This window comes from Promicromonospora kroppenstedtii DSM 19349 (assembly GCF_000515355.1).
Taxonomy (GTDB): Bacteria; Actinomycetota; Actinomycetes; order Actinomycetales; family Cellulomonadaceae; genus Promicromonospora; species Promicromonospora kroppenstedtii.
Genome location: NZ_KI911644.1, coordinates 39123 through 44343 on the forward strand (window position 1 = coordinate 39123; position 5221 = coordinate 44343).

6 protein-coding genes are annotated in these 5221 nt (G+C 73.4%); 3 read left to right on the forward strand and 3 right to left on the reverse strand.

Going from position 1 to position 5221, the window contains the following annotated elements:
* Window positions 1–1210: prolyl oligopeptidase family serine peptidase (locus PROKR_RS09150; protein WP_051432819.1), on the forward strand; the 1210-nt coding region annotated here is incomplete at its 5' end.
* Between the two features lie 97 nt (window positions 1211–1307).
* The gene (locus tag PROKR_RS09155) at window positions 1308–2027 is read left to right on the forward strand and encodes a PAS and ANTAR domain-containing protein (RefSeq protein ID WP_169736365.1); all 720 of its coding nucleotides are present in this window, start codon (window positions 1308–1310) and stop codon (window positions 2025–2027) included.
* 10 nt (window positions 2028–2037) lie between these two features.
* Here PROKR_RS09155 and PROKR_RS09160 read toward each other — a convergent pair whose 3' ends face one another.
* The 3 genes from PROKR_RS09160 to sigJ form a co-directional block, all read right to left on the reverse strand.
* Window positions 2038–3048 carry a DNA topoisomerase IB gene (locus tag PROKR_RS09160; RefSeq protein WP_036962331.1) on the reverse strand — a complete coding sequence of 337 codons (1011 nt, stop codon included), beginning with the start codon at window positions 3046–3048 and terminating at the stop codon, window positions 2038–2040.
* A gap of 102 nt (window positions 3049–3150) precedes the next feature.
* Window positions 3151–3606, reverse strand: a complete 456-nt coding sequence (locus PROKR_RS09165; RefSeq protein WP_036962333.1) for a carboxymuconolactone decarboxylase family protein — start codon at window positions 3604–3606, stop codon at window positions 3151–3153.
* A gap of 64 nt (window positions 3607–3670) precedes the next feature.
* Window positions 3671–4543 carry an RNA polymerase sigma factor SigJ gene (gene sigJ / locus PROKR_RS09170; protein WP_036962411.1) on the reverse strand — a complete coding sequence of 291 codons (873 nt, stop codon included), beginning with the start codon at window positions 4541–4543 and terminating at the stop codon, window positions 3671–3673.
* A 71-nt stretch (window positions 4544–4614) separates the two neighbouring features.
* Between sigJ and PROKR_RS09175 the strand changes: the two genes are divergently transcribed.
* Window positions 4615–5221 (forward strand): NAD(P)/FAD-dependent oxidoreductase (locus PROKR_RS09175; RefSeq protein ID WP_245605765.1); only part of this gene is annotated, 607 nt, incomplete at its 3' end.

A 5221-nucleotide genomic window follows, 5' to 3' on the forward strand; every position in this document is an offset into this window, starting at 1 on the left:
CGCACCGGCCGCGGGCGCCTCGACCGCCCCCGCCGCCAGGGGCGATGGTCACCGCGCCGCCCTGGTGACCCCCGTCGCCGAGGTGCTCGACGGCGGCGAGCAGGTCACCGCGCTGGTCATCGCGTCCGACGTGCTGGGCCGCGTGGAGCGGTCGTCGCTCACGTCGTCGACCTTCGCCGTGCACGTCGTGGCCACCAATCCCCTCACGGGCGACGTCGCCTACGAGCAGGACCGCGTGGTCACGGCGGCGCGGTGGACGGGCCGTGGCGAGGTCACGCTCGACCTGGAGCACGGGTGGGGCGTCGACGGCGGCGGCACCCTGCAGTACATGGGCGCGTTCGGCCGCAACGTGCTCCTGGACCTGGACCACACGGTCACCCAGGCGGAGCCGCTGCGCGGCCCGGGTGCGGGCGGCGTCGTCGTGCTCGACTCGTTCCGGCAGGGCGACCTGTCCGACCCGGAGGTCGACGCGTTCACGTACCACGCGACGGCGTCGGGCCTGAACTACCGGCTGTTCTCGCCCGAGCGGCGGCACCGGGGCGGGCGGCGCGGCGCGGCGCTCGTCGTGTGGCTGCACGGCGGCGGTGAGGGCGGGCTGCTGACCGGCGGGTACGACTACTACGACAACGAGGCGCAGCTGCGGGCCAACCGGGGCGCGCTCGGCTTCGCCACGCGGGAGGCGCAGGACCTGTTCGGCGGCGCGTACGTGCTCGCGCCGCAGGCGACCTCGGCCTGGATGCAGGACGGCGACGGCTTCGCGCCCCAGATCCTGGAGGCGATCGAGGAGGTCGCGGCGGCACACCGGATCGACGCGAGCCGCGTCCACGTGGTCGGCTGCTCCAACGGCGGGTACATGTCGCTCAAGATGGTCGCCGAGCACCCGGACCGGTTCGCGACGTCGACGCCGATCTGTTGCGGCATCGGGCCGCGGGACGGCTCGGGCGGCTACTTCATCTCCGACGCGGAGCTCGCGGCGATGACGACTCCGACGTGGCTGGTCGCCTCGGCCGACGACACGACGCTGGACCCGGAGGACAACACCGTCCACGCGCACGAGCGGATCGCCGGCTCGATCATGAGCCTGTACGACGGCGTCGTGTGGGACGGGAACACGTACCCCGGGCACTGGTCGTGGATCTACGTGGCCCGCAACGACCCGCGGCACGCGGGCCGGAGCGTCTGGGAGTGGATGGCGCGCACGCGACGCTGAGCGCGCGGCCGGGCCGCGCTGGCCCTCAGCGGGTGAAAGGGCTAACGTGGCGGCAGGAGTCAAGCCACGGCGCCGCACCGCGATGACGGAGGCCCAGATGACGACGACTACCGGCGACACCACCCAGCACACTCCCTTCCTCGGCGACACGGTCAAGAACCTCGCGGTCGGGACGCCCGTGCTCGCAGGTCAGTACCGTGTCGAGCTTGCCACGGGCACCTGGTGGTGGTCCGACGAGGTGTACCGGATGTACGGGTACGAGCCCGCGCAGGTGGTTCCCGGACCCGAGATACTGCACGCCCGCCGCCACCCGGACGACCAGGACCGGGTGATCCGCGAGGCCGTGCGCTCGCTCCGGGCCGGGCACACCTTCACCTGCGCGCAGCGCGTCGTGGACGTGCACGGCAGGGCCCGCACCCTGCTCGTGACCGGGCAGGCCGTCCGGTCCGAGCGCGGCCCGGTCCTGGTGGGGCAGGTCGCCGACGTCACGCCCCTGCAGCACGAGGCCGTCGCCCGTGCGGCCCAGCGGTCGGTCGACAACGCGATGGCGACGACGGCCACGATCGAGCAGGCCCGAGGTGTGCTCATGGCCGTGCACGGCGTGAGCGAGGAGGACGCGCTGACCATGCTCACCGAGCGTGCCAGCGCCGCCGGCGTCGACCTGCGGACCACTGCCGCGCACCTGCTCGCCGGCCTGTCCGGCAAGGCGCGGCTCGGTGGCGGGGCGGCCACCCGCGTCAGCCGGATCCTGGCGTCCGTGGTGCCGGTCAAGAAGACCCGCGCGAACGACCCGCTGCTCACCCGCCGGGCGGCCTGACCCGGCCGGGTCATCCGCTCAGGAACCTGAGCAGCGCTCGCTCGTCCGCCGTCATCCAGCGCGACGAGCGGACGTGGTCCGCGCCCGAGCGCACGATCCGCCGGTCGAGCTCGGCGCGGTCGTCGGTCAGGATCGCGGGGTGCACGTAGCTCTTGCGGCACACCGCGGGGGTGTTGTGCAGGTGGTCGGCGGCGATCCTGACCGCCTCGACGCGCTGCGCGTCGTGCTCGGCCTGGTCCGCGGGTTCGAGCTCGCGCAGGTGGCCCAGCGCGATCGCGCTGGCGCCCCAGGTACGGAAGGTCTTGGCGGTGTGGTCGCCACCGGTCACCCGGGCGAGGTAGTCGTTGACGTCGGCCGAGCCGACGTCGCGGACCTCGTCCCCGTCCACGTACCGCAGGAGCTGCTGACCGGGCAGCTCCTTGCACCGGCGAACGATGTTCGCGACCCGCCGGTCGTGCACCACGACGTCGTGCGGCTCCCCCGACTTGCCCTGGAACCGGAACCGCACCTCGGCTCCCCCGACGGTGGCGTGCCGGTTGCGCAGCGTGGTCAGCCCGTAGGACTCGCCGGAGCGCACGTACTCGTCGTTGCCCACCCGGATCAACGTCTCGTCGAGCAGCCGGACGACGGTGGCCACCACCCGGTCCAGGCTCAGCCGGGAGACGCCCATGTCGGCGTCGACCTGCTTGCGCAGCGCCGGCAGCGCCTCGCCGAACCCCGCCAGCTCCTCGAACTTCGCGGCGTCCCGATACCGGCGCCACCGGGGGTGGTAGAGGTACTGCTTGCGGTTCTTGGCGTCGCGGCCCGTGGCCTGGACATGCCCCGACGCGTCCGCGCAGATCCACACGTCGGTCCACGCCGGCGGGATGACCAGCGCGCGGATCCGGTCCAGCGTCTCCTGGTCGGTGACCCGGTCGCCGCCGTCGTCGGTGTAGCTGAACCCGCGCCCGCGGCGCCGGCGGTGGATGCCGGGGTCGGCGTCGCAGCTGTGGGTGAGCCCGTCACCGACCGGCTCCTGCATGGGCCACCTCACCGCTACGCGCCTGCGGCCGCTTCTCGACCTCGGTCAACCTAACCGACCGGGGCTCGGACGGCTCGCGGACCGTCGCGCGTGAAGACACCGTCAAGCCACGGTGTACCGGCTCGTGATCGCGACGCGGTTCAGGGCGTTCATCACCGTGACGACCCACGACACCGCCGCCAGCTGCTCGTCCGGGAGCACGGCGGCCGCGGCCCCGTAGTCCGCGTCCGGGACGTGCCCGTCCGCGACCAGGGTGATCACCTCGGCCAGGCCGAGCGCGGCGCGGTCGGCCGCGGAGAAGTAGCCGGTCTCCCGCCAGGCGGGCAGCACGGCGATCCGGTCCGGGTTCTCGCCCTTCTTGAGGGCATCAGCCGTGTGCATCCGCAGGCAGAACGCGCAGCCGTTGAGCTGCGAGGTGCGGATGCGCAGCAGCTCGATCAGCAGGGGGTCGAGGCCGGAGGCCAGGGCGTTGCTCTCGGCCTCCGCGGACAGCGTGAGCAGGGCCTTGTACGCGTTCGGGTGCTGCTTGCCCAGGTCGACGCGCTGCGTGGTGGTCATGGTTTCTCCTTCGTCTGGTTCGTCGGACGACAGGGAGACGACGCAGCCTGCCCGGAGGTGACGCTCAGACGTGCGTGAGCTTGTCCGGGTTGACGACGCGGCGGTACGCGGTGATCCGCCCGTCCGCGATCTGCACCGTGTCCACGGAGAAGACCTTGCCCTCGCGGTGGAACACCAGGGAGAGCTCGCCGCCGACCTCCACCAGGTCGATCCGGTCGGGCGGCAGCTGGTGGCCGACGCGCACCATGACCTCGGCCACGCGCCGCCCGCCGACGATGGGCTTGCGTGCCGCGTGCACCTTGCCGCCGCCGTCGGTGACATAGACGACGTCGGGGTCGAGCAGGCCGACCAGGCCCTCCAGGTCACCGGTCTCGTAGGCACCGCGGAACGCCTCCAGCACGCGCTCGCGCTCGGCCCGCGAGACGCGGGAGGTCCGGGGCTCGGCGTCCTGCTGCGCGGCCACCCGCTGCCGCGCCCGGGAGGCCAGCTTGCGGGCGCCCGGCACCGTGACGTCCAGGATCTCGGCGATCCGCGCGAACTCGAGCTCGAAGACGTCGTGCAGCACGAACGCGACCCGCTCGGGCGGGCTGAGCCGCTCCATGACCAGGAGCATCGCCGCGGTGACCGACTCGTCGACGAGCACCGGCTCGGCGGCGTCCGGCCCGGTCAGCAGCGGCTCGGGCAGCCACGGCCCCACGTACGACTCCCGGCGACGGCGGGCGCTGTTCAGGATGTCGTAGGACCGGCGGGCGGCCACGGTGATGAGCCAGGCCCGCAGGTTGCGCACCTCGTCGAGGTCGGCGCCGAGCGCGCGCAGCCAGACGTCCTGGGTGACGTCCTCGGCGTCGGCCACGCTCCCGAGCAGGCGATACGCGGCGCCGAAGACCGCAGGCCGGTGCTCCGCCCACTCCTGGCGGAGCCGCTCCTGCCCGGGCATGTCGGTCACCGCGGGTCCTTTCGCTCGATCGGCAGCAGCATAGACGGGACGACCCCGAGCAGAGACGAGGCATGACGATGAGCGAACGCACCCAGCGGGTGGTGATCGTCGGCGGCGGGTTCGCCGGCTACAACGCGGCCAAGGCCCTGCGCCGGGCCCTGCCGCGCACGGCCGACGTCGAGATCGTGCTGGTGAACCGGACCGACTACTTCCTCTACCTGCCGCTGCTGCCGGAGGTCGCGGCGGCCGTGATCGACCCGCGGCGGGTGACGGTCTCGATCCCGGCGACCCTGCGCGGCGTCCGGCTCGCGCTCGGCGACGTGACAGCGATCGACGCGGAGCGGGAGGTCGTCGCGTACACCGACCCGGAAGGCGCCGAGCACGAGCTGCGGTACGACCGGCTGATCCTGGCGGCGGGCAGCGTCACCCGGCTGCTGCCCATCCCCGGGGTCGCGGAGCACGCGCACGGGTTCCGCGGCGTCGCCGAGGCCCTGTACCTGCGCGACCACGTGATCCGCCAGGTGGAGCTCGCCGCCGCGACCGACGACCCGGCCGAGCGGGACGCACGGTGCACGTTCGTCGTCGTGGGCGCCGGGTACACGGGCACCGAGGTGGCGGCGCAGGGGCCGCTGCTCACGAGGGCGCTGCTCCGCCGGCACCCCGTGCTGGCGCGGCAGC